Consider the following 21,693-nt stretch of genomic DNA (forward strand, 5'->3'; position numbering starts at 1 on the left):
ACCAACAACTTCCGAGGAGCATCCTGTGGCAGCAAGTTCTTCCGGCCCGGCCACGCGGAGAGTGCAGCGTGCCCTGGTGACCGGCTCGGCCGGCTTCATCGGTTCCCACCTGGCCGAGACCCTGGCACGGTCCGGAACCACCGTGATCGGCGTCGATCGACGCGATCCCGCCACCGACCGTACGGCGGCGGCCAACCTCACCTCTCTCCATGGCCTGCCGTCGTACACGCACATCACGGCCGACCTGGCCACCTGCGCAATCGACCCACTGCTGATCGACGCTGACGTCGTCTTCCATCTGGCAGGGATCCCCGGCGTCCGGCCGTCCTGGGGCCCGCGGTTCGTCGATTACGTCAACTGCAACATCTTCGCCACGCAGCGACTGATGGAATCCCTGACACGGATGCACGTTCCCCGGCTGGTCGTAGCGTCGTCCTCCAGCGTTTACGGCGCGGCCGTCGGCGGACCGAGCGTCGAGAGCGATCCACCGCATCCGGTATCGCCGTACGCGGTCACCAAACTCGCGGAGGAACAGCTCTGCCTGGCCCACAGCACCCGCAGCAACTGCCCCACCCGTGTCGTCGCCTTGCGCTACTTCACGGTCTACGGTCCGAGGCAGCGCCCCGACATGTTCACCCACCGCGCCCTCGAGGCCGCCCTCACGGGGCAGCCTCTGCGTCTCTACGGCAACGGTCACCAGCGCAGGGACTTCACCTACATCGACGACGTCGTCAGCGCGACCATGGCTGCCGCGACCACGCCCGAGGCCCAGGGCGTGATCAATGTGGGCGGCGGCGCCAACACGTCCCTCCTGGAGGTGATCAACGCCGTGAAGCGCGTCGTCGGCAGCGACATCCACATCCACCTGGCAGGCCCGAACGACGGCGACGTCCCCGCTACACGAGCGGACCCGAGCAGAGCCCGCCAGCTCCTCGGCTGGCAGCCGAGAGTCGAACTGCACAGCGGTTTGCACCACCAGATGTTGGCCATGGCCCAACCCGTGCATGGCACTGCCGCCTAACGCCCGGACATCTCTCCGGAGTTGCCGTGGAGAGCCCAGAACAGGCACGGTTCGACGCCTACTTCCGCCGCATCACCGGCGAATTCCCCACCACCGGTGACGTCTCATCCTTGATCATCACCCATCTGCTGCCTGAGCGCCCTGCCTTCCTGTCCGCGATGGCCCGCACCACCGTGGTCGCTGCCGTATTGCCCAAGCCCAGATCCATCAACCCAGCGACCCTTGCCGACATCCAACACACCTACCATGTCGTCGATCTCAGCCGAGAGACATTCGCCGACCCGACCACGGCGCTCGGCTTCCTGGAGGACACCGTCGCCGGCCGAGACGTCGTACTGCTCGACATCGGGGGCTACTTCGCGCCCAGCCTCTACACGCTCGTCGCCAAGTTCTCAGGAAGGATCCGCGGAGTCGTCGAGGACACCGAGAACGGCCACCAGCGCTACGAGGCACTCGGCCCGCTCCCCTGCCCCGTGTTCTCCGTCGCCCGCTCCCCGCTGAAGCACTGCGAGGACCACCTCGTCGGCAGGTCCATCGTCTTCTCCACCGAGGCACTCGTACGCACGCGGGGCGACATCCTCACCGGCCGAGCCGCCTGCGTCATCGGGTTCGGCAAGGTGGGACGCGCCATCGCCCAAACCCTGCGCGCCGACGACCTGCGGGTGACCGTCTTCGATACCGACCCGGTACAGCGAGTACTGGCAACCTCCCAAGGCTTCCGTACGACGGCATCGCGCACCGAGGCCCTCCATGACGCCGAGCTCGTGCTCTGCGCCACCGGCAATTCAGCACTGCGGCAACGCGACTTCGCGGCCCTCCGAAACGGTGCGTACGTCGCGTCGGTGACCTCGTCCGAGGACGAACTCGAACTGGGAACGCTCGCAGGGCTCTACCAACGCACCACGGTCAGCCCTCAGCTCACTCGGTACGAGATGACCGGCCACTACTTCTACGTCCTGGCGGACGGAGGAGCCGTGAATTTCACCCATGGCGCGTCCGTAGGCACATACATCCACCTGGTCCAAGCCGAGATCATCGCCGCCACAGCAGCCCTGTCTTGCAGCGACCATGCAGCAGGGCTGCACAAAGTCCCGCCGTCCGAACGCCGCACGATCGCATCGATCTGGCTCGACCACTTCACCGGGTGATCACATGACGGTGCCCCGTACCCACCTCCGCGGCGCGACTATCGCGTACCTGCACCGCCACCCCCACGAAGCCGGAACACTCACGTCGCCGTTCAACGCCCTGTCCGACCCCACATCCCGTACTACGTATCCCGCACACGTGACGTGTCGTGCTGTGGTGATCAACGACGACGACCTGGTGCTGCACATTCACCACAAGGCGACGGGAATTGAGGGGCCTCGCGTTTTCCGGACAGGCTTCTGACCGTCTATTTCACGCGGCGGTTCGCAACTTCTCGTACTCGGCGTGGACTTCGCGCGGAGGGCGGTAACCCACCGCCGAGTGAAGGCGCTTGCGATTGTACCAGAATTCGATGTAGCGAGTGATGTCCCGCCGAGCGGCCTCGCGAGTCAGGTAAGTCACCCTTGATACACGCTCGTTCTTCAGGGCGCCGAAGAATGATTCGGCCATGGCGTTGTCGAAACAGATGCCGGTGCGGCCGGCAGATCTGCGGAGACCGAACCGGTCGAGTGTCTTCCCGAACTCGGCTGACATGTAGTTGCTTCCGCGGTCGGAGTGAAATATCGCACCCTTCGAGAGGTTCCTGTTCCGTGCCGCGTTGCGGATCGCCCTGGATATCAGCGGGGTTTGGTAGTGGTCGTCCATCGCATAACCGATGATTTCCTTCGTGCAGCAGTCGATGACCGTTGCGAGGTACAGCCAGCCTTCCCCGGTCGCGATGTAGGTAATGTCGCCGACGAGTTTTTCGCCGGGTGTGTCAGCGGTGAAGTTGCGGCCGACGAGGTCCGGCACCTGGCCGGTCGTGGCCTGGGTGAGGCTCAACCGCTTCGGCCGCGGCTGGCAGGGCTCAAGGCCCAGCTCGCGCATGAGCCGGCGGACCAGTTCCAGGCCGGCGGTGACGCCCCAGCGGACCAGCTGAGCCTGGACGCGTCGGTGCCCGTAGGTACCGTCGGACATGTCGAAGGTTTTCTCGATGAGCAGTTTCAGTTCCTCGCGCCGCTGGGCCGTCGCGGATTCCGGGCGGGATCGCCAGTCGTAGTAGCCAGATCTGGAGACGCCGAGCCGGCCGCACATGAACTCGACGCTGTATGCGCACTCCGTAGTGTCGAGCCGCATCTCGTCGATGAACTCGTACTTGCTTGCTACCGGGGATCCTTCGCGAAGTACGCTGCGGGTCGGGTGGCCCGGGGGAATTTCACCCCCGGGCTCCCACAGATCCCGGCGTGACAGTCTCCCGTCACCGGGCTCCTATTATCCTGATCACCAGATCGAGTGGACCCATTTCCAGTGGGCGAAGAAGAGCGGGTACGCGGTGGTGACCTGCTTCCATCGCCGGTGGAAATTCTTGAAGGTCTTCAGCCGCCGATATTTCTTGCGGACCCAGCGCATCAGGTAGTAGTTGATGCGCTTGAGGAGGGGATACAACTCGGTGCGATAGAACGCACCGTAGTACTGCATCCAGCCGCGGATGATGGGGTTGAGCCATCGCGCGAACTCGCCGAGGGTGTAGCCGATGTGCATGTGGAGCCGCCAGGAGCGGACCTCCGTGCTCATCTTCTTGAGGGCGTCCTTGCTGGGCGCCGGAAGGAATGAAGTGAAGATCTTTCCGTTCCGGTTTCGCGCTGGACGACGCTGGAACGTGAAACCGAGGAAGGTGAACGACGTTGCCGCGACCCCGTCGTGGCGCCCGTCTCTTCCGCAGTACACGATCCGGGTCTTGGCCGGGTGCAGTTGCAGGCCGACCTCTTCCATCCTGTCCCCGATCGCCTTCAGGACCGCACGGGCCCGGCGTTCGGAGTCGCAGTGCACGACTGCGTCATCCGCGTAGCGTTCGAACTGGACGTCCGGAAAGTTCCGGGAGAGCCACAGATCGAATGCATAGTGCAGAAACAGGTTCGCCAGCACGGGAGAAACCGCTGAACCTTGTGGGGTTCCGCGATCTCGCTGCCGCAAGGTGCCGTCGGGAAGTTGCAGTGGAGCGGAAAGCCACCGCTTCACATACAACACGACCCACGCGGCATCGGTATGGGTTTCCACCGCCTTGATGACGAGGTCCCAGCGGACGCTGTCGAAGAATTTGGAGACATCGAGATCGACGGCCCACTTCTTCTTCCAGCACCGCCGCCGGCATACCTCAACCGCGTTCAGAGCCGACCTGCCCGGCCGGTAGCCGTAGGAGTCCGGGTGGAACACCGGCTCCACCCGCTTCTCCAGATGAGCGGCCACCACCGTCTGGGCGATTCTGTCCGCGACCGTGGGCACACCGAGCAAACGAACCCCATCGCCGTGCGACTTCGGGATTTCCACGCCTTTCACCGGAGGAGGAAAGTAGCTTCCCGAGGACATCCGATTCCAGATCTTATAGAGGTTCCCCTTCAGATCCTTCTCGAACTCCTCGATCGTGCAGCCATCCACCCCCGGAGCACCCTGATTGTCCTTGACCTTCAGGTACGCCTCCCAGACCTCTGTCTTTGATATCTCGAACGACTTGATCTGTGACTTCAGCTCGCCCACGCAGCTCCTCCCAGGGAACTCCTGGTTGACCGAACAAACGAACCACGGACAATCCGGCCCCTTCGCTCCGCTCCCACCGCGCCCAGCAGGAGGTTCACCGCTACTACGAACCGGTCCGCCAACACACCTCGCATCGGTACTCAGTTCCTCGCGGGTTGTCCGCTTGGAAGGCTCCCTTTCACAACACCGCGTGAAATACGCAGAGTTGAGGCATCGAAGTGTGCCTTCCCACGTTCCGCACGAAAGCAGCAGACCAGATTCACGTCGCCTCCACGCCGGGCACCACCTGGCCAGTAAACGGGTTTCCGCCAGACTCATCCCGGGCCAAAAAGTAACACCCGGTTCTGATGCCATTTCATCAATAACGACGCGTCAACAGCGATCCCCTGCAAGGGGACTGCGCTCCGTCTCCCTGATCCCCACCTGACGCCTCACGGGCGCCTTTTCCACAGTCGCTCACCACGGTCGCGTCACCGCTTCCGCAGCATGTGGCGGTTTGAAGCCTCCCCCCGCAGGGCGACTCCGAAGGGCCGAAAGTCCTTCATCTCTCGTGCAGCACCGCGTTCAGCTACTCAACTACCGCAAGCAGCCTCCCGCGTTCGTGGCACACCTTTTTTCAGGAAGGTTACTTCCATCTCCAGCTCGCGGTTGCGTCGTTCGAGTTCCTTCAGGCGCGCCCGCTCGTTCACCGTCAGTTCCGCATCGGGAGCCGGTTCCTGCTGCTTCTGGTGCTTCTTGACCCAGCCGCGCAGTGTCTCCGGGTTCAGTTCAAGCTCCCGGGCGACTTCGGAGATCGTCTTGCTCGACCTCAACGCGATCTGGATGGCTTCCTCGCGGAACTCCGGCGAGTACTTACTGGGTGGCGCCACTTCTTCCTCGTTTCCTGTTCAGGACAACCCTATTGGGTCCGTGTCCGGAAACTTCGTGGCCCCCCAAAACCCTAGAAACTAGAGGCCTTCTTCCTGGACGCAGATGACTATCTCGGTCCGGAGGCCTTGGAGCGCATGGTGGCGATGGCCGACGAGAACGGCACTGACATAGTCCTCGGCAAAATGGTCGGCGTCGGGGGGCGCGGGGCACCCACTTCAATGTTCCGGCGCAACCAGCCGAAGACCGACGTCTTCTCGTCCCGCGTGTACTGGACGCTCAACCCCATGAACCTGTTCCGTCGGGAACTGCTCGAACGCCACCACCTCAGGTTCCCCGCGGATCTCTCAATCGGCGAGGACCAGCTGTTCGTCGGCGCGGCCTACCTGCAGGCGTCCGGCATCTCCGTGCTGGCCGACTATGACTGTCTGTACTGGGTGCTGCGGGAAGACGAGGGCAACATCACTCGTCGAACCTCCGGCTCGGAGCCCCGACTGCGGTTCCTGCCGCATGTGATCGACATGATCCTCGACAACGTGCCGCCCGGTGCAGACCGCGACCACCTGGCGCACCGCCACCTGACCGTGGAGGTCCAGGAGGCTCTGTGCAGTCAGCTGGTGCACGAATCACGCGAGATGCAGCTGAAGATGCTGCGGCAGTTCGCCGAGATCATCGAGCCGCTCTGGCACGAGGGCATGAATGACCGACTCTCGGCCATGGCCCGGCTGCGACTGCACCTGATTCGCCATCTCATGCTCGACGAACTGCTCGACGTCATCTCCTTCGAGGAGGGTCTCGCCGAGAGCAAGGTCGCCACACCCGTAATGGTCGACAACGGTAGGGCGCTCGCCCGATACCCGTTCCTCCGCGACCCCGACCGCGCCATCCCGGACGTTTGCTACGACGTCACCGCCCAGCTCGCCGCTCGCCACCACGTCACGCGTGCCGACCTCCGCGGTACGACGCTTTACCTGGCCGGTCACGCCTACCTCCACCGCGTCGAAACTCGCGACGTAACCACGGAGCTCGTCCTGCGGGAGCGCGACAGCGCGATGGAGTTCCGGCTGCCCGTCACGCACACCGACTCCCCCGGCGTCGGAGCCGACGAAGACGAAGGACGGTTCACATACGACCGAGCCGGATTCGACGTCGCCGTCGACGTGCTCACAGCCGCCGAGGGCCGCCCACTTGAGGACGGACTGTGGGACGTCTCGCTCGCCATCGGCGCACAGGGCGTCACTCGCGAGGTTCGCATCGGCAGCAAGCGAGCTGCCCAAGTCTCAGCTAAAGCAGCGACACACGTGGTCAACGCTCTGGAAGAGCTCCGCGCTGTCACCGCCTACACCACCCGCCCACATGGCAACTTCACCCTCGATCTCGGTGAACGAAAGCACGAGGTGCTGCCGCTGCTTGAGATCGACGACAGCGTCCGCTGGGCCCCGGAGGTACCCACGGAGCTGGAGTTCACCGGCCGGTGCAAGCTCGCCGCATACCCGGAGGGCACACTCAACGTGGTCCTGAAGGACGACTGCGGCGCCACAGCCCTCTTCCCAGCCTGCCAGCTGCACGAGGGGGGAGAGGACTTCGTCGTACGGATTCCGGTGAACACTCTGCCCACTGGTCTGTGGAGGGGTGAACTCCAGCTCGGGAAGTGGACTTTGCCTCTGCCTGAGCTGCCAGGCGGTCTGGCACCGGCCAAGTGGCGCCGTCGAGGCCTGCCCTGGTACGCCAAGCCCGCCCGCGACAGCGGTGGCACCTTTGTCCTCCAGGTGGCTAGGACAGACCTCGTCAAGGCGCTCACCCAGCGCATCGCTCCCTGAACACCGCCCGGCGCCCCAATGGCCGCCCGGGCCCTGCTGCGCCACCGCGCGTCCTTCGTCGGCGATCCCGAGGGGTTGGCCGGACACCGGTCGATCCTGGCGGTAAACGCCGTCATGGCGGGCACCGACGCCGAGACACGGCACCTGAGTTGGTCGATGCGAGCCCTGCTCGCCCGCCTGGCCCGCACCGGTGCCGCTCCAGACGTACCGCCCGTGGACGTGGCCGCACGTGAGCGGACCCAGGCCGAGAAGGACACCCCGACGGTCATCACCGACGGCCAGTGGCCGCCCTCCAAGAGGAATACCCGCGATGACCGCTATGCCCCCACCGGAACCGAGTCAACTCAGCCAGTGACTACACCTTCACCGGACGTAGCCATCGTCTGACTTCACGTAGACCGCTCCCCCGGCCGGCACTCTACGACCCATCACTGCGCACCAGAGCCTCGTTTCGGTTCCGGATCTCCCGGCGGGTACGGCGGTACAGCTTGCCTGCGTGCTCCTCTGAGACTTGGAGAAGCCAGGCCAGTCGTGCGACCGGTACACCAGCCTGGTAGGCGGCTTGCACTGCGGCCTGGCGCTCAGCGCTCGTGAGGAAGATGTCCCGGCCTTCCAGCACCGCGTTTACGCGAGCGCGGTTCAGACGGTACTGAAACACGCGGTGAAGTGGCTCCCGTTCCTCCTCTGTCATGCCGCCCCAGATACCGTCGCGGTCGCCGTTCTCGAGGGCCGCTTGGAGGCACACACCTCGCACAGTGCACTGCCCGCACAGAGCCTTGGCTCCACGGATACGGTCCACGTCATCAGGCTTGGGAAAGAACATCATCGGGTCGACAACCTCGCCGCCCGTCGAACGGCATGCAGCTTGGTCGTGCCAAGCGTGATCTCCGCGGCGGCGTATCAACCCTTCACTGCGGGCATCGCCATTGAGCACGGCTGACGAGGGTTCGGTTGTGGACTCAGCATCCCCGACGACGAACGTGAGCAACACGGTCGGACGCGGTCGGGACATACCGGCTCCCCATGAGACGCAGGTCTAATGTCGCGGGCATCTCAAAAGGCCGAGATCCGACTCAGTTTTGGTCAGGCGGTCATCAAGATCCGTTGGCCCAGGCGGCACTGGCGGCATGCGTACGGCATCAACACCTGGTGTTGGCACGGCAGCTCAGCGCCACAGGCGGTCAACGCCTCATTGCCCCCGCACTCATTCGTCTGCTCCAGAAGGAATGCGACCCGTACGCCGCCATTGCCTCAGCACGGCTCGACCGTAGTTGTTCGTGCCCGCTACCCGGTCCAGCTCCGTTCCTGTGGGCGTGCGCCCCGCGGCCTGTTGGGATTGGAAGTACTCCCACATCCGCTGCTCTGCGTTCCGACGAGTAATTGGCGCTCTGTCCCGAGACGAGGTTCGAGAACCGCTTGTCCCGCTCTCGCGCCCGCCGCGAGAACCTCGCTCTGCCGAGGCAAGCTCGTCTCCCTCGCCCTGTCTCGCCTCCGGCTCTCGCGAACCGTCCGGGCTCAGCGGCTGGTCCGATGGAATGGTCTCGGTCGGCAATCCGTCGCCGGACCGGTGCGCGAGAAGTTCCACCGAGAAAAGCAGGGCAACCGGCGGCCATCCCGCGACCAGTACCGGCTTCCACGTAAGGGCAGGCGCGGCGGCGATGTTGGCCGCAAGGGACACGCTGATGCCGAGCAGGAACGCGATCCACACCACTGCGCGCGCCCGACGCCCAACCTGATGGGCGGGCTTGAGCAACCCAACTGTCGCCAGGAGCAGCAAGCCGTCGACCGACAAGGGCCACAACGTCGCGCTCGCCGGATCTGCTCCTCCCTGAAGGGCAAAGGACCGCTGGTGAATGTAGGACGCGTACGCAGCTACGGAAGCGACCACGAGGCAGCAGCCGCGCCGAAGCCACGTCTCAGAGTCAGTCCTGCGCGCAGCGCGTTGGCGCGGCTCTGGAACGGCCTTGGCGTCAGCGCCAATTGCCCGACTGGTGCCCCCTTCTTTCTGATCTTCATGGTTTCGATGAAGCAAGGCCCCTCCTTCCGCTACTCCAGTGCCTCGGTGCTCAGTTAGCTGCCAATTGGAGATCCGTGAGCTGTTGAACTGGCCGACCTCCAGAGCGGCTGATGGATGGGCCGGCCGCGAGATCGCCCCACCGGCCCTCTCACTGAGCGAGAGCACGAACGTCCTCGCCTCTCGGAGACGGTGCTCACGGCAGCAGCAAGTGACGTCTCGCAGATGAGACTCCGCTCCGCATCTCAGGTCGCAACGACCAGCTCTGGCCAGGCATAGCTCACGACCAAACCGGATCGAGTTGTATGAGCCGTATTGCGCAGCACCAATTTCCACTGCACGCCGTCCCGATCTGCCGCGGCGTTCAGAGCTGCACGCACCGAATCGAAGCATTGCCAGGAATGGGAGATAAGGGACACCAAACCGACTTCCGGCTCCTCAGCCAACCGGAAGCGCAGGCAGACGTCCGGCTTTGGCCCAGTCCCCAACCTGCTTGCCGTCATCTGGTCGTTGCGTGCCTTCGGGCAGCCGCATGGGGCGCCAGCCCGGACCATTGGCTCCAGAAAGACAGTCCCGTCGCAGACATGAACAGGCTCTTCACCGCTTCCTGACATCAGTCGCCCGACGACCACGCTCTCTTTATCCAGGCAGATGGGGATGCTGGCCGTTCCCATCACTATTTTGACGGCGGAAATGCAAAGCTCCCTGCAGGCGGTCTGATCGGCTCCCCGCAGGCGGACACGAGATGTCCCCGCTGATGGACGCGTGATCCCTCTTGGCTGTCTAGACCACACGGCCTGTTCTCTTGGCCAGTGTGAAGAGCAAAGAGGAGATCATGGAGATTCTTGAGGCGTACGACCTCACGGGCAGTTACCGTGCGGCGGCCGAGCTGGCCGGGTGCGACCACCACACCGTGAAGCGGTATGTCGAGCTTCGCGACCAGGGCGGGGACGCGACGAAGCGCCTGCCGCGACCGAAGATGATCGACGACTACCTGCCGAAGGTCGAGGAACTCGTTGAACGCTCCGGCGGCCGAATCGGGGCTGACCGAGTGCACGACAAGATAAAGGCGATGGGCTTCACCGGCACCGACCGGACCACGCGGCGGGCGGTCGCCGCGGCGAAGGCGTCCTATCGCGCCGGCCACCGCCGTGTGTTCCGCCCGTGGATTCCAGAACCTGGACTTTGGGTCCAATGGGATTGGGGCGACGGCCCGAAAATAGCAGGCCGAAGAACGTGGCTATGGTGCGCCTGGCTGGCCTGGTCGAGATTCCGGGTCGTGATCCCGGTGCTCGACAAAACCCTGCCGACCATCGCGAGTTGTCTGGATGCGACGCTGCGGCAGATCGGCGGAGCCCCGACCTATGCGCTGACCGACAACGAGCGGACGGTCACCAGCGACCATATCGCGCGAATACCGGTCCGCAATCCGCAGATCATCGAGATCGGCCACCATTACGGCCTGACGATCCGGACCTGTGTCCCCGCGGATCCGCAGTCCAAGGGCGGCTCGGAGGCGACGGTGCGGATCGCGAAACGGGATCTGGTGCCCACCGATATCAACTTGCGGCCGGCTTATCGGGACTTCGCGGAACTCGAGGACGCCTGCCGCCAGTTCACCGCGGAGGTGAACAACAAGGTCCACCGGGCGAGCCGACGCCGGCCGATCGAGGCGCTCGCCGAGGAAGCCCACCGCCTGCACCGGCTGCCGGAGAATCCGTTCACCGCGGCCCTGGGCACCACCCGCAAGGTCGCAGGCGACGCGACGATCTCGGTGGATTCGGTGCGGTATTCGGTCCCGCACCAGCTGGCCGGGCAGACCGTCTGGGCCCGCATCCACGGCGACGAACTCGTCGTCACCGCGGTCACCGAGGACGGCGCCGTCGAGGCCGCCCGCCACCGCCGGTCCACCCCGGGCAACCCGTCAATCAAGGACGAGCACTATCCGCCACGGGAAGACAAGGCAGGTGAACGAACCCCGAAGGCCGCATCGGCCGAGGAAGCCGCGTTCTTGCAGCTCGGTCCCGGGGCGGCGTCCTGGCTGGTCGAGGCCGCCGCCTCAGGGGCCCGCAGGATGCGGCCGAAGATGGCCGAGGCCGTCCAACTCGCCAAGCTCCACGGGACCGCCGAGGTCGACCGGGCCCTGGGGACCGCGGCGATCGCCGGCCGATTCGCCGAGAACGACCTCATCTCGATCCTCGATCACCACATCGGACGTCAGGTTGCCGAGCCGACCCGCGCCTCCGAGGACCACAGCCTCCAGCCGGGCACGTCCGCCTGGTCCCGATTCGGCGTTGCCCCTGAAGGAGACGAAATCTGATGGCCACCCCTCTTCGCAACATTTCAGGCTCGAACGGCGATCCGCTCGCCGAGGCGATTGAGCTGACCCGCAGGCTCAAGCTCCCGCACATTCGCCGGTCATTGACGGATCTCATTCCCACCGCGAAAGCTCAACGCTGGGACCCGGCCGAGGTCGTCCGAGTGCTGCTGGCCGAGGAAGCTGCGGGACGGGACGCGGCGAACCTCCGCACTCGCCGAAAGCGGGCCGGGTTTCCCGCCGGGAAGACATTCGGCGACTGGGATGAAGGCGCCTCCTCCATCACCCGACAGGTCCAGGATTCGCTGAAGACGCTGGAGTGGATTTCCCGCAAGGAGAATCTCTGTGTCTGCGGACCGTCCGGCACTGGAAAATCGCATTTCACAGAAGCATTGGGGCAGGCTGCGGTCGAGGCCGGCATGACAGTTGCCTGGTTCGCGATCGAGGATCTGGGCGCCCTCGTTCGCCGCCACCGCGTCGACGATTCTCTCGCCCGGGCGATGACCCGGCTGATCCGAAGTGACCTCATCATTGTCGACGACATCGGTCTGCTGCCCGTTTCCGCGGACGCTGCTGAGGGCTTCTTCCGGCTGGTGGATGCCGCCTATGAAAGACGCGCAATGGCGGTGAGTTCGAACCTTCATCCGTCCGGATTCGACGAAATCATGCCCAAGACCCTCGCCACCGCGACCGTCGACCGGCTGCTTCACCATGCTCATGTCGTGGTCACTCAGGGTGATTCGTTCCGGCTCACCGAGGCGACCTCGGGCAAGGGAGTGAGGCCGCTGAACTGAGCCCGCTCCAGGAGGGATCACGCGGACCAGGCGGGGAGATCCGCTGTCCGCGGGGAGTCCGTGGGGAATTCTCGTGTCCGCCAGTGCATGGGTTCAGCCGTCCGCCACCGGGGGTGAACTCGTGGCCATTGACACTATTTCCTGACCGCGCGCCGATCGGCACGTCCTCCGCTGTTGCCCCTCATATCGCCGAGCCACGACCTCCGCGACGCCGTCGTCCTCCGTCACGAACAGCCACCTCGGCAACGGCACGGAAGGAGCGAGCGGTTCCGCTGCCCAGAGACGGCCAACCACCGCGCTGTCCATTGACGTCTGATTCACGCCCACCCTCCCCGTCATCGGGAATCGTGGGCTCAAGGTTCAGATGGGCGGCCGACTTGGCTGTGCCGGGGTTTTCGTGTATCGCCGAGGTGTGGCCGCTACTAGGCGGCACCCATCGGCGGGCGCTCCGGCCCATGCATGACTCCCACAACCCAGCGAACCGGAGACTTGGCCGGGAACAACATCACCCGCACGCCGAAGTCGAGCAGGATCTCCTTCCGTGCCTGCACATCCGGAGCGCTGTGCCAGCGGTCCGTGACCGTCTCCCCAGTAGGCCGCTGAACCATTCCTGGAGACCGCTGAGGCTCCCGCTCCATTGCGGCCAACTCCTGCCCCAGCAGCGCGTATTGCTTGCGGAACCACTCCGCGTCGTCCGGCGCGTCGTAGAGGCCGGCCTGTCGGTCGAGACGAAGCCGCTCCCTGCTCGCCCTCAGTTCGGCGATGCGTTCCGCCACCCCGTTACCAGGGTCGAAGACCGTCTCGAGGATCATGCCGTCCCCGAACTTCTCCAGGAACCAGGCCTCCACGACCGCGTCCAGGATCTGCACGCGCATCAGCGGTGCAGGGCGGCACTCCCGCGCGCTCTTCCACCCCTTGTTCCGAGCGGTGCACGCGTACCGAGGCGGCACGAGTTTTGAGGTGTAGGTGAAGAGACGATTGTGACAGTTGCCGCAGATAGCCAGCTCGGTGAGTAAGTACGGTCGATTGGATCGGCGATGGCTCATGGGGCGCGAATAGATGGCCCCCTTCAAAGCCTCGTGGGTCCGTCTGTCCCACAAGCCCTCACACAGGCGTACCGGATTGCCCTGACGGTCGATCACGGGCTTGTGCTGGTGCATCAGGTAGCCCAGTGCCGCTTCTGACACGAGGATGTCGCGCAGGCTCGCCGGGTACCACGGGGTGTGCCGGACCGGCTTCCCGTACATGACCGCGAGGTGATCGGCCGGCGAGAGTTCCCCCGCTCGGTTGAGGCGCGCTGCCTCGCTGCTCGGGGTGATGTTCTCCGGGTCGGAGAGGATCCGCCGAGCCACGTTGCGGATCACCTCAGCCGCATGCGGGTGCAGTTCGACGCCATCGACCCTGCCGCCCATGACGCTGCGGACATGCCGGAATCCGTACGAGGGCTTCCCTTTCGGTCGCCCGGCGGCCCGCATCTTGACCGTCGTGTCGCGGTTCCGGCGCTGGATCGCCCGCAGCTCCATCTGGGCACCCCACGCTTCGATCGTGAAGCGGTTCTCGTCTGCCGGATCATCCAGATCCCACGGCCCGTCATGGCCGTACGTGACGAGTACCTTCTTCTCGTCCCGCATCTTGTAGCCGGTGTTCAGGCAGTCCACGACGTTCCGGCCCAGGCGGTCGACCGCAGATGCGACGAGCCCGTCGTACGGGCCACGCTCATCCCGCAGCCAGGGGCCCAGCTTGGGCCGCGTCACCGGGTCGGTGGCACCCGAGACCTCCCAGTCGTCGGCCCAACCGATGATGTGCCCGCCGACGGCCTCAGCGGCAACGAGAACGTCCTCCCGTTGACGCTCGGGAGAGGAGGTGGCGGCCCGCACACGTGACAGCCGCCGCACTCCGAGCAGGCACTTTCCACATCCGTCGTAGGGTCGCTCGATCTCGCTCCTGGTTGCAGCGCGCATCGCCTTCTCCTGTCCCGCGCACACGGTAAGGAGATTCGGCGGCCACACACAGAACGATCTTGTTCTATCCCAGGAAGCTCAACCGCACCTCACGGTTGGTATTAGAGATGTTGGTGTCCACCAGGCACACCGACTGCCACGTCCCCAGCTCCAGTCGCCCGTTCAGCACCGGAAGCGTCGCGTGCGGAGGCACGATGGCCGGGAGGACGTGGTCGCGGCCGTGGCCGGGGCTGCCGTGGCGGTGTTGCCAGCGGTCGTCGGCGGGGAGCAGGGTGTGCAGGGCGGCCAGGAGGTCGTCGTCGCTGCCGGCGCCCGTTTCGATGACGGCGATGCCTGCCGTTGCGTGGGGGACGAAGATGTTCAGCAGGCCGTCCCTGCCCGCGGCCGCCTCCCGCAGGAAGGCCTCGCAGTCGTGGGTGAGGTCGACGACCGTCTCCGTGGAGCCGGAGGCGACCTGCAGAACTCGGGTGGTGAAGGCGTCTGACATGCCTTCCATCCTCCTGCATCCGACGGTCGGCGTGTGGCACGTCGCGGCCCGAGTGTGACACCGGCATGAAGTTCTGCGGACCCCCGTTGACCAGGGCAGCGGCATCTCATTACGGTCAGCGGCATGTTGCGTTCAGCCCTGCTCACCACGCGCGGTCATATCGACCTGCTGCGGGTGGCCTCCGCCGCGTGTCGCCGCGGTCGCTGACGCCCCTCCCCCGTTCTTGCGTGCGCGCCCAGGCGCGTTCACCTCCCCTATCGGCCGCTCTTGCCGGCGTGAAGCACCCCATGAGCATCAGTCATGCCCCACCCAGCCCCGACAAGGCTGATATATCCCCCGTATCCGGCCCTGGTCCCGCACTCGATCTCGTCCCCCTCCTCCCCGCCTCCGACCGCCGCACCCGCCTCCCCCGCTGGCTCCGCCGCACCACCGGCCCCCTGCTGCTGCTCGCCCTGTGGCAACTCCTCAGCAGCACCGGTGCCTTGGCCCCGGATGTCCTCGCCTCGCCCGGCCGGATCGCCGACGTCGGCGCTGATCTCATCGGCGACGGGTCACTCACCTCCGCCATGGGCGCCTCGCTTCAGCGCGTCGCGGGCGGACTGCTCCTCGGCACTGTCATCGGCACCGGACTCGCCCTCGTCTCCGGGCTGTTCAGGATCGGCGAAGATCTCGTCGACGCCCCCGTGCAGATGCTGCGGACCGTGCCCTTCGTGGGGCTCATCCCGCTCTTCATCATCTGGTTCGGGATCGGAGAGGCCCCGAAGATCGCCATCATCACCCTCGGTGTCACCTTCCCGCTCTATCTCAACGTCTACGCCGGAATCCGCGGCGTCGACGCCCAGTTGATCGAGGCCGGCGAGTCGCTCGGGCTCTCGCGATGGGGTCTGGTACGGCATGTCGTGCTGCCGGGAGCACTGCCCGGCGCCCTGACCGGACTGCGCTACTCCCTCGGCATCGCCTGGCTCGCCCTCGTCTTCGCCGAGCAGGTCAACGCGGACTCCGGCATCGGGTTCCTGATGGTGCAGGCCCGGGACTTCCTGCGCACCGATGTGATCGTCGTCTGCCTCATCGTCTACGCCTTCCTCGGCCTGCTCGCCGACCTCGTCGTCCGTACCCTCGAAAGGCTGCTGCTGCAATGGCGACCGACGTTCACCGGCCGGTGACCACCAAGGCCGCACAGGCCGTGCATGTCAAGGGGCTGACCCGCTCCTTCGACGGGCGCCCCGTCATCGACCGGCTTCAACTCGACATCCGGCCCGGCGAGTTCGTCGCCCTCCTCGGCCGCAGCGGCTGCGGCAAGTCCACGCTGCTGCGCATCCTCGCCGGGCTCGACCGCGAGATCGAGGGCACCGTGCTGGTGCCGCGCCGCAAAGCCGTCGCCTTCCAGGCACCCCGTCTGATGCCATGGAAGCGGGTCTGGCGCAACGTCCTGCTCGGCCTGCCCGGCAAGCCCGAACGCGCCCTCGCCGAGCGGGCCCTCGACGAGGTCGGCCTCGGCCACCGTACGACCGCCTGGCCCAAGACCCTCTCCGGCGGCGAGGCCCAACGCGCCTCCCTGGCCCGGGCGTTGGTACGCGAACCCGATCTACTCCTGCTCGACGAGCCGTTCGGCGCGCTCGACGCGCTGACCCGGATCACGGCCCAGCGGCTCGTCGGGGAGCTGTGGCAGCGCCGCGGCTGCGCCGTGCTGCTCGTGACGCACGACGTCGAGGAGGCCGTCCTCCTCGCCGACCGGGTGCTCGTGATGGACGACGGTGTCATCGCCCACGAGCAGCGCATCGACCTCGACCGGCCGCGCGACATCACCGACCCCCGGTTCGCCGCACTGCGCGCCGGACTCCTTCGGCGCCTCGGTGCCGAAGCCGCCTGACCCATCCCCGAGAACGGAACCACCATGCGACGACGCCTCGTCCCCGCCGCTCTGCTCCTCCCCTTCGCCCTCCTGCTCACCGCGTGCGGCGGGAACTCGGCCGCCTCGACCTCGACGGACACGGACGGGCAGGGCTCTCTCACGCTCAACGTCGGTGACCAGAAGGGCGGTTCGGAGGCCATCCTGCGGGCCGCCGGAGAACTGAAGAACCTCGACTACAAGATCAAGTGGTCCACCTTCACCTCCGGTCCACCACTCCTGGAAGCCGTCAACGCCGGGGCCGTCGACATCGGCGGGGTCGGCAACACCCCGCCGGTCTTCGCGGCCGGCGCCGGCTCGAAGATCAAGGTGGTGGCCGCCTTCCACGGGACGTCCAAGGGTGACGCCATCCTCGTACCGAACGATTCGAAGCTGACGAAGACCGAGCAGCTCAAGGGGCGGTCCATAGCGGTGGCGCAGGGGTCCTCCGCCAACTATCAGCTTGTCGCCTCGCTCAAGGCGGCCGGGCTCAAGCTCGATGACGTCGACGTCAAGTATCTGCAACCGGCCGACGCGCTCGCCGCGTTCACCTCCGGCAAGGTCGACGCCTGGGCCGTGTGGGACCCGTACACCTCTCAGGTGCTCCACGCCAAGCAGGGGCGGATTCTGACGACCGGCGACGGGGTCACCAACGGTCTGACCTTCCAGGTGGCTGCGCCTGCCGCGTTGGACGACACGAAGAAGGCCGCCGCCATCGAGGACTATCTCGAGCGGCTTCGGCGCGCCACGGCCTGGGTCCATGACCACCAGGAGGAGTGGGCCGAGGTCTGGGCGAAGGACACCGGGCTGCCCTACGAGGTCGCGCTGGCCTCGGTGCGGCGGACCAACGCGTCGCGGATCTCCGTCGCGGTCGACGAGCCGCTCATCGCCTCCGAGCAGGAGATCGCCGACGCCTTCACCGAGCTGAAGCTCATCCCGAAGAAGGTCGACTTCGCCGACTTCGTGGACCGGCGGTTCAACGGCGACCTCCCGCCGTCGACCACGCCGGCCAGGCAGTGACCTGCCGGGAAGATCTCCGGCCCCGGTGCGGTTAGTGGAAACGTGAACAACACCGAGGTAGTCGTCATAGGCGCCGGACAGGCAGGACTGGCCGGCGCCTATCACCTGCGGCGCTCCGGGTTCGAGCCGGACCGCGACTTCGTCGTGCTGGACCACTCCCCCGGTCCGGGCGGCGCCTGGCAGTTCCGGTGGCCTTCGCTGACGTACGGCAAGGTGCACGGGATGCACGCCCTGCCGGGCATGGAGCTGACCGGGGCCGATCCGGCGCGGCCGTCCGCCGAGGTGATCGCCGGATACTTCGCCGACTACGAGCGCACCTTCGATCTGAAGGTGCGTCGGCCGGTGGAGGTGAAGGCGGTGCGCGAGGGGGACGGCGGGCGACTGCTCGTCGAGACCTCGGCCGGGGTCTGGTCGACCCGGGCGCTGATCAACGCCACCGGCACCTGGGACCGGCCGTTCTGGCCCCGCTACCCCGGTCAGGAGACCTTCCGGGGGCGGCAGTTGCACACCGCGCAGTACCCGGGGCCCGAGGAGTTCGCGGGGCTGCGGGTGGTCGTCGTGGGCGGGGGTGCGTCCGGGACCCAGCACCTGTTGGAGATCGCCCCTTACGCCGCTTCCACCACCTGGGTCACCCGGCGGCCCCCGGTCTTCCGCGAGGGGCCCTTCGGCGAGGACGCGGGGCGGGCGGCGGTGGCGCTGGTGGAGGAGCGGGTGCGGCAGGGGCTGCCGCCGAAGAGCGTGGTGTCGGTGACCGGGCTGCCCCTCAACGACGCGATCCGTCAGGGCCTCGCGGACGGGGTGCTCGACCGGCAGCCCATGTTCGACCGGATCACTCCGGACGGCGTGGAGTGGGCCGACGGCCGGCGCGTGGAGGCCGACGTCATTCTGTGGGCGACCGGTTTCCGGGCCGCCATCGACCATCTGGCGCCGCTGAAGCTGCGGGAGCCGGGCGGCGGTATTCGTATCGAGGGGACCAGGGCGGTCGCCGATGCGCGGATCCACCTCGTGGGCTACGGTCCGTCGGCGAGCACCATCGGCGCCAACCGGGCGGGCCGCGCGGCCGTACGGGACATCAGGCGGCTGCTGGCAAAGGAGCAGCCGGTGGCCGCGTGATGTCCCGCCCGGTCACTTGGCCTTCGGCGAGCTGCTCTGCTGGTTGCGGTTGAACTCGGCGACATTGCGCTGGTGCTCGGCGTAGTCGGCGGTGAAGCGGGTGTCGCCCGGCTTGACCGTGACGAAGTACAGCCAGTCGCCCGGCGTAGGGCTGATCGCGGCGCGCACTGCGTCCTCGCCCGGGCTGTCGATCGGGGTCGGGGGCAGCCCCATGCGCTGGTACGAGTTGTAGGGACTCTCGATCCGGGTGTCGGCCACCGTGGTCTTCAGCGTTGAGCGGTTGAGCGCGTAGTTGATGGTGGAGTCCATCTGAAGCGGCATGCCGCGCTCGAGCCGGTTGAAGACGACCCGGGCCACCTTGCCCATGTCGGCCTTGGTCGCCGCCTCGGCCTGGATGATGCTCGCGATGGTGACCGCCTGATAGACGTTCATCGCGTTGCGCTGGGCACCCGCGGCGATCGGGGCGCCGTTGAACTTCTTGTTGGCGGTGTCGACCATGGACGACAGCAGTTGCTCGGGCGTCGCCTTCTTGCCGTTGGTCTCCAGGGGGTACGTCGCCGGGAAGAGATAGCCCTCCGGGTTGCCCTCGGCGTCGTTCGGCAGCTTCAGAGCCGCCTTGGCCAGGGACTTCTTGGTGGTGCCCGCGGGCAGGGCGAGCGCTTTGTCGACGGCCTCGTAGACCTGGCCGGACCGCCAGCCCTCCGGGATCACCAGGGTGGTGGGCTTCTCCTCGCCCTCACTGCCCGCGCTCAGCAGCGGCACCGCCACGGCGGTGCCGGCCACGACGGCCCCGGTCGCGATGAGGGCGATTCGGCCCCGGCGCGTCAGTCGAATCGTGCTCCGTGACGGAGTGTTCATGTGCATGCGGGCACGGTAACCCGCTAAAGCTCACAAACCCGGCATATCTTCATCTTGTCGGCTCCAGTTGGGCGTCCCGGCGGACCAGCGCCGCATATCGCCCGTCCCGCTCCAACAGCTCCTCGTGCGTACCGCGTTCGACGGTCCGTCCGGAGTCGAGGACCACGATCTGGTCGGCACCCCGAATGGTGGACAGCCGGTGCGCGATGGTGAGCGTGGTGCGGTCGGCCGAGAGCGCGTCGATGGCCTCCTGCACCGCCCGCTCGGTACGGGTGTCCAGGGCGCTGGTCGCCTCGTCGAGGATCAGCACCGGCGGATCGCGCAGGATGGTCCGGGCGATGGCCAGGCGCTGCTTCTCGCCGCCGGAGAAGCGGTAGCCGCGCTCTCCGACGACCGTGTCATAGCCGTCGGGCAGCGAGGCGATGTGGTCGTGGATCTGCGCCGCCTTCGCCGCCTCGTGCAGTTCCTCGTCGGTGGCGTCCGGCTTGGCGAAGCGCAGGTTGTCGGCGACCGAGGCATGGAAGAGGTACGTCTCCTGCGAGACGACGCCGATCGCACGGGCCAGGGTGTCGAAGTCCAGGTCGCGTACGTCGACCCCGTCGAGGGTGACCCGGCCGCCGGTCACGTCGTACAGCCGCGGCACCAGATGGCCGAGCGTGGACTTGCCGGCGCCGGTCGGGCCGACCACCGCGAGCGAGCCGCCGGCCGGGACGGTGACGTCGACGCCGTCGAGGATGGGGGCGCCTGCGCCGTCGTAGCGGAACTCGACGTTCTCGAAGCGGACCTCGCCCTTGATCTTGTCGAGGTGGATGGGGCCTTTCGGTTCGGTGATGTCGATCGGCAGGTCGAGGTACTCGAAGATGCGCTGGAAGAGTGCGAGCGAGGCCTGGATCTGGACGCCGGTGCCGAGCAGGCTGACGGCCGGGCGGAACAGGCCCTGCTGGAGCGAGACGAAGGCGACGATGGTGCCGAGCGAGACCTCGGGGCCGCCGACCTGGAGGGCAAGGCCCGCGGTCCAGTAGATGACGGCGGGCATCGCGGCCATGACGATCGTGATCACGGCCATGCGCCAGCGGCCGGCCATGTTCGAACGCACTTCGAGGTCGACGAGTTCCTCGGACTCCGTGGCGAATGCGCTGGTGAGCGAGTCGGAGCGGCCCATCGTGCGACCCAGCAGGATGCCGCTGACGGAGAGCGACTCGGTGACCGTGGCGGCCATCGCGGCCATCTGCTTCTGGCGCTGGGTGGTGATCTTCTTGCGTTCGTTGCCGACCCGACGGCTGATCCACACGAACACCGGGAGCAGCAGCAGCGAGACCGCGGTCAGCCGCCAGTCGAGGACGAGCATCGCGATGATCGTGGCGACCACGCTGGTGAAGTTGGCGACCAGTGAGGTGGCGGTGGAGGTGACGGTGGCCTGCATACCGCCGATGTCGTTCGCGATGCGGGACTGCACCTCGCCGGTGCGGGTCCGGGTGAAGAAGGCGAGCGACATGCGCTGGAGACGGCCGTAGACGGCGGTGCGCAGGTCGTGCATGACGCGCTGACCGACGGTCGTGGAGATCAGGGTCTGCAGAACGCCGAAGACGCTGGTGAGCACTGCACTGAGGATCATGCCGAGCGCGAGCAGGCTGAGCAGCCCGGTGCGGCGCTCGGGAATGGCGACGTCGAGGATCGCCTTCAGCAGGAACGGGGTCGCGACGGACACCAGCGACGCGGCGCCGACCAGCAGGCCGACGACGGCGAGGCGGCCGCGGTAGGGACGGAACAGACGCAGGATGCGGCGCACCTGCCGGGGCTGCTCTTCGGTATCGGCCGGCGGTGTCCAGGCGGGTTCGTGATCGGGATGCATGGGCTCCTACGGGAGGGG

21 protein-coding genes are annotated in these 21,693 nt (G+C 66.6%); 11 read left to right on the forward strand and 10 right to left on the reverse strand.

What is annotated here, in order from left to right:
• Positions 1–25 precede the first annotated feature (25 nt).
• Together OHT76_RS05800 and OHT76_RS05805 are read left to right on the forward strand one after the other, a co-directional pair.
• Positions 26–1,021 carry an NAD-dependent epimerase/dehydratase family protein gene (locus tag OHT76_RS05800; RefSeq protein ID WP_328869662.1) on the forward strand — a complete coding sequence of 332 codons (996 nt, stop codon included), beginning with the start codon at positions 26–28 and terminating at the stop codon, positions 1,019–1,021.
• A 26-nt stretch (positions 1,022–1,047) separates the two neighbouring features.
• Positions 1,048–2,169 (forward strand): adenosylhomocysteinase, encoded by a 1,122-nt coding sequence (locus tag OHT76_RS05805; protein ID WP_328869663.1) that lies wholly within the window; start codon positions 1,048–1,050, stop codon positions 2,167–2,169.
• A 253-nt stretch (positions 2,170–2,422) separates the two neighbouring features.
• Here the strand turns inward: OHT76_RS05805 and OHT76_RS05810 are convergent, their stop codons facing one another.
• The 3 genes from OHT76_RS05810 to OHT76_RS05820 all read right to left on the reverse strand — a co-directional run bounded on the left by OHT76_RS05810 (position 2,423) and on the right by OHT76_RS05820 (position 5,553).
• Positions 2,423–3,400, reverse strand: a complete 978-nt coding sequence (locus tag OHT76_RS05810; RefSeq protein ID WP_328876459.1) for an IS3 family transposase — start codon at positions 3,398–3,400, stop codon at positions 2,423–2,425.
• 30 nt (positions 3,401–3,430) lie between these two features.
• Positions 3,431–4,684, reverse strand: a complete 1,254-nt coding sequence (gene ltrA, locus OHT76_RS05815; protein WP_328869664.1) for a group II intron reverse transcriptase/maturase — start codon at positions 4,682–4,684, stop codon at positions 3,431–3,433.
• A gap of 572 nt (positions 4,685–5,256) precedes the next feature.
• A complete protein-coding gene (locus tag OHT76_RS05820) occupies positions 5,257–5,553 on the reverse strand; it encodes a transposase (protein WP_328869665.1) in 297 nt (98 codons plus the stop codon).
• 144 nt (positions 5,554–5,697) lie between these two features.
• Here OHT76_RS05820 and OHT76_RS05825 point away from each other — a divergent pair, with 144 nt between their 5' ends.
• Positions 5,698–7,371, forward strand: coding sequence for a glycosyltransferase family 2 protein (locus OHT76_RS05825; protein ID WP_443049721.1), 1,674 nt, complete (start codon positions 5,698–5,700; stop codon positions 7,369–7,371).
• Positions 7,372–7,389: 18 nt separating this feature from the next.
• The gene (locus OHT76_RS05830; RefSeq protein WP_328869666.1) at positions 7,390–7,758 is read left to right on the forward strand and encodes a hypothetical protein; all 369 of its coding nucleotides are present in this window, start codon (positions 7,390–7,392) and stop codon (positions 7,756–7,758) included.
• Positions 7,759–7,789: 31 nt separating this feature from the next.
• Here OHT76_RS05830 and OHT76_RS05835 read toward each other — a convergent pair whose 3' ends face one another.
• The 3 genes from OHT76_RS05835 to OHT76_RS05845 form a co-directional block, all read right to left on the reverse strand.
• Positions 7,790–8,383, reverse strand: coding sequence for a WhiB family transcriptional regulator (locus OHT76_RS05835; protein WP_328869667.1), 594 nt, complete (start codon positions 8,381–8,383; stop codon positions 7,790–7,792).
• A 192-nt stretch (positions 8,384–8,575) separates the two neighbouring features.
• Positions 8,576–9,721 (reverse strand): DUF2637 domain-containing protein, encoded by a 1,146-nt coding sequence (locus OHT76_RS05840; protein ID WP_328869668.1) that lies wholly within the window; start codon positions 9,719–9,721, stop codon positions 8,576–8,578.
• Positions 9,631–10,059, reverse strand: coding sequence for a hypothetical protein (locus tag OHT76_RS05845; RefSeq protein ID WP_328876767.1), 429 nt, complete (start codon positions 10,057–10,059; stop codon positions 9,631–9,633). Before OHT76_RS05845 ends, OHT76_RS05840 begins: the two co-directional genes overlap by 91 nt.
• Before the next feature lie 140 nt (positions 10,060–10,199).
• Between OHT76_RS05845 and istA the strand changes: the two genes are divergently transcribed.
• Both istA and istB read left to right on the forward strand, forming a co-directional pair.
• Positions 10,200–11,705 carry an IS21 family transposase gene (gene istA, locus OHT76_RS05850; protein WP_328869669.1) on the forward strand — a complete coding sequence of 502 codons (1,506 nt, stop codon included), beginning with the start codon at positions 10,200–10,202 and terminating at the stop codon, positions 11,703–11,705.
• Positions 11,705–12,496, forward strand: a complete 792-nt coding sequence (istB, locus tag OHT76_RS05855) for an IS21-like element helper ATPase IstB (RefSeq protein ID WP_328869670.1) — start codon at positions 11,705–11,707, stop codon at positions 12,494–12,496. The genes istA and istB overlap by 1 nt, the downstream gene beginning before the upstream one ends.
• Positions 12,497–12,918: 422 nt before the next feature.
• On the opposite strand, the gene OHT76_RS05860 is transcribed toward istB, so the two are convergent.
• Positions 12,919–14,373 carry a recombinase family protein gene (locus tag OHT76_RS05860; RefSeq protein ID WP_328869671.1) on the reverse strand — a complete coding sequence of 485 codons (1,455 nt, stop codon included), beginning with the start codon at positions 14,371–14,373 and terminating at the stop codon, positions 12,919–12,921.
• Positions 14,374–14,521: 148 nt separating this feature from the next.
• The gene (locus tag OHT76_RS05865; protein ID WP_328869672.1) at positions 14,522–14,944 is read right to left on the reverse strand and encodes a secondary thiamine-phosphate synthase enzyme YjbQ; all 423 of its coding nucleotides are present in this window, start codon (positions 14,942–14,944) and stop codon (positions 14,522–14,524) included.
• 123 nt (positions 14,945–15,067) lie between these two features.
• Here OHT76_RS05865 and OHT76_RS44100 point away from each other — a divergent pair, with 123 nt between their 5' ends.
• The 5 genes from OHT76_RS44100 (at position 15,068) to OHT76_RS05885 (ending at position 18,965) form a co-directional block, all read left to right on the forward strand.
• Positions 15,068–15,151, forward strand: a complete 84-nt coding sequence (locus OHT76_RS44100; RefSeq protein WP_313884353.1) for a putative leader peptide — start codon at positions 15,068–15,070, stop codon at positions 15,149–15,151.
• An 80-nt stretch (positions 15,152–15,231) separates the two neighbouring features.
• Entirely contained in the window at positions 15,232–16,107 is an 876-nt protein-coding gene (locus OHT76_RS05870) for an ABC transporter permease (RefSeq protein ID WP_328869673.1), read from the forward strand.
• Positions 16,080–16,814 carry an ABC transporter ATP-binding protein gene (locus tag OHT76_RS05875; protein WP_328869674.1) on the forward strand — a complete coding sequence of 245 codons (735 nt, stop codon included), beginning with the start codon at positions 16,080–16,082 and terminating at the stop codon, positions 16,812–16,814. The genes OHT76_RS05870 and OHT76_RS05875 overlap by 28 nt, the downstream gene beginning before the upstream one ends.
• 24 nt (positions 16,815–16,838) lie before the next feature.
• Entirely contained in the window at positions 16,839–17,852 is a 1,014-nt protein-coding gene (locus OHT76_RS05880) for an ABC transporter substrate-binding protein (RefSeq protein WP_328869675.1), read from the forward strand.
• A gap of 42 nt (positions 17,853–17,894) precedes the next feature.
• Entirely contained in the window at positions 17,895–18,965 is a 1,071-nt protein-coding gene (locus tag OHT76_RS05885; RefSeq protein WP_328869676.1) for an NAD(P)-binding domain-containing protein, read from the forward strand.
• A 12-nt stretch (positions 18,966–18,977) separates the two neighbouring features.
• Here the strand turns inward: OHT76_RS05885 and mltG are convergent, their stop codons facing one another.
• Both mltG and OHT76_RS05895 read right to left on the reverse strand, forming a co-directional pair.
• Positions 18,978–19,829: an endolytic transglycosylase MltG gene (mltG, locus tag OHT76_RS05890; RefSeq protein ID WP_328869677.1), complete on the reverse strand. Its 852-nt coding sequence runs from the start codon at positions 19,827–19,829 to the stop codon at positions 18,978–18,980.
• A 43-nt stretch (positions 19,830–19,872) separates the two neighbouring features.
• Positions 19,873–21,675, reverse strand: coding sequence for an ABC transporter ATP-binding protein (locus tag OHT76_RS05895; protein WP_328869678.1), 1,803 nt, complete (start codon positions 21,673–21,675; stop codon positions 19,873–19,875).
• Between the last annotated feature and the right edge of the window lie 18 nt (positions 21,676–21,693).

Origin of the sequence: Streptomyces sp. NBC_00287 (assembly GCF_036173105.1) — a bacterium.
In the GTDB taxonomy this organism is placed as follows: Bacteria; Actinomycetota; Actinomycetes; order Streptomycetales; family Streptomycetaceae; genus Streptomyces.